At 55.5% G+C, this 2,057-nt stretch carries 3 protein-coding genes and 1 pseudogene; 3 read left to right on the forward strand and 1 reads right to left on the reverse strand.

Annotation, left to right across the window (positions count from 1 at the left end; translation table 11 throughout):
* On the forward strand, nucleotides 1–194 hold a 194-nt coding region (locus tag WAO69_RS10955; protein WP_422178975.1), incomplete at its 5' end, for a hypothetical protein.
* Nucleotides 154–480 (forward strand): annotated as a pseudogene (locus WAO69_RS10960) (response regulator); the annotation flags it as partial. The gene WAO69_RS10955 and the pseudogene WAO69_RS10960, both read left to right, overlap by 41 nt.
* Before the next feature lie 6 nt (nucleotides 481–486).
* On the opposite strand, the gene WAO69_RS10965 reads toward WAO69_RS10960, so the two are convergent.
* Complete coding sequence (locus WAO69_RS10965; protein WP_422178977.1) at nucleotides 487–1,083, reverse strand: gamma-glutamyl kinase; 597 nt, start codon at nucleotides 1,081–1,083, stop codon at nucleotides 487–489.
* A 195-nt stretch (nucleotides 1,084–1,278) separates the two neighbouring features.
* On the opposite strand from WAO69_RS10965, the gene recA reads away from it, so the two are divergent.
* A partial coding sequence (recA, locus tag WAO69_RS10970; protein ID WP_422178979.1) for a recombinase RecA occupies nucleotides 1,279–2,057 on the forward strand: 779 nt, incomplete at its 3' end.

Below are 2,057 nucleotides of genomic sequence, written 5' to 3' on the forward strand. Positions count from 1 at the left end.
GACGACGAGAGTTGTTCCTGTTCCCGGATCCGACTTCGGGGGGCAGGGCGCTTGGTATCGACGCTCTTCCGGTCGCCCTTCTTCATCTGGATGTCATGGGGCGCATTCTGGGCGCGAACGGTGCAGCTGATGCGCTACTGGGTGTGCCGGATCGCCTCGCGCGCTCTGCGTCTGCGCGGCTATACGGTCATTGAGGCCGATTGCGCCGAAACCGCCCTTCAAACCCTGCAGGATGCGGGGTTGAGCGTGGATGTCTTTGTCACTGATGTCGTCATGCCCGGCCTTGATGGGCCGACCTGGGTGCGCCAAGCCCTGCAAAGCCGGCCCGATGTGCGTGTGGTCTTCGTATCTGGCTATGCCGAGGGGGCCTTTGGCGACACAAAGCCCGGCATTCCAAACTCAGTCTTTCTGCAAAAACCTTTTTCTCTCAATCAGTTGACGGATGCCGTTCATGATCAGATCAACAAGGTAATGCACTAAACCGCATCACGCGATGCTGTTGTACAAGGCAAACTCCTCGGCGCGCACTTCCTTCAATCTTGCTTCGACCTTTGGGGACAGATGCAGCTCCAAAGCGGGTGATACATTCTCGCGTGCAAGCTGCAGTTTGAGCTTCAGGCGATCTTCCAGAAAGCCGATCAGACCTGGCTGATCTTCATAGCGAAACAGATGGCTGACCGCCTCGCCGTCTTGTTGCTTTTCCAGAAACCGCGCCTGACTGCCAACATTGGCAAATCCGGGCTTCTTGTCTTCGCAATAGGCCAGCACAAAGTCATCAAAGCTCATGTCATGAGTCGCGTTTGGCTGGCCTTTCATGAATGGGCGTTGGCGATATCGATACCAACTGCCCAGCCAGTCGACCGGTTCGCGCATGACGGCAAGTGTCTCCATGTCGTTGACCTTGCAGGCTTTCTCGAACATCGGCCGGAAAAATCTGTTATAGCGATAAAAGGGCGCATGTTTCAGTTCGGGCGGATTTGACACCACCATATCTGCACGCGAGGCCAAAGCGGTTTCAAAGGCCGTGGTCCCCGTCTTTGGAACAGACAGAAAAACCAGTCTTTCGGTCATGAAAACAAGCATTTACCCAAATCCACCAAGAGAGCCCAAAGTCAACATACTCCTGTAAACTACTCTTTAACCCAGATGCGAAACAGTGGGAGTGTGGAAAATTTTGTTGAAATGTTCTCATTTTGGTCCCATAAGGAACAAGAGGTGAACAAAGCAGCGATTGCCCGGGCGACGCCCGTGTGACAGTAAAGGACAGGAAACAGCCCAATGGCAGATCTTTTGACAATGACTGACAAGAAAAAAGCGGACAAACAGAAAGCGCTCGAAAGCGCGCTGGCCCAGATCGAACGTCAGTTCGGCAAGGGATCCATCATGAAACTGGGCGACGAAGGGGCCGTCCAGGAAATCGCGGCCAGTTCGACAGGCTCGCTGGGGCTCGACATTGCTCTGGGTATTGGCGGCTTGCCGATGGGACGGATCGTGGAAATCTACGGCCCTGAGAGTTCAGGCAAGACCACCCTGACGCTGCATTGCGTGGCCGAGCAGCAAAAGCGAGGGGGCGTCTGTGCATTTGTCGACGCCGAACACGCACTGGATCCACAATATGCGCGCAAGCTGGGCGTCGATATTGATGAGTTGCTGATCTCTCAGCCCGACACGGGCGAACAGGCGCTCGAGATTACCGATACGCTGGTGCGCTCGGGTGCCGTCAACATGGTTGTTGTCGATTCGGTCGCCGCTTTGACGCCGAAATCCGAACTTGAAGGCGATATGGGCGACAGCTCGGTCGGTGTTCAGGCGCGATTGATGAGCCAGGCCATGCGCAAATTGACCGGGTCCATCAGCCGGTCAAACTGCATGGTGATCTTCATCAACCAGATCCGCATGAAGATCGGCGTCATGTTCGGCAGCCCCGAAACCACGACAGGCGGCAACGCGCTCAAGTTCTATTCCTCGGTCCGTTTGGACATTCGCCGCATCGGTGCGATCAAGGATCGCGATGAGGTTGTCGGCAACCAGACCCGCGTCAAAGTGGTCAAGAACAA

The organism is Aestuariivita sp., from assembly GCF_049276915.1.
Taxonomy (GTDB): Bacteria; Pseudomonadota; Alphaproteobacteria; order Rhodobacterales; family Rhodobacteraceae; genus Aestuariivita.

Excerpts from the sequence above, each read along its gene's own strand:
- WAO69_RS10965 (WP_422178977.1), bottom strand. The coding sequence starts at position 1,083 with ATGCTTGTTTTCATGACCGAAAGACTGGTTTTTCTGTCTGTTCCAAAG.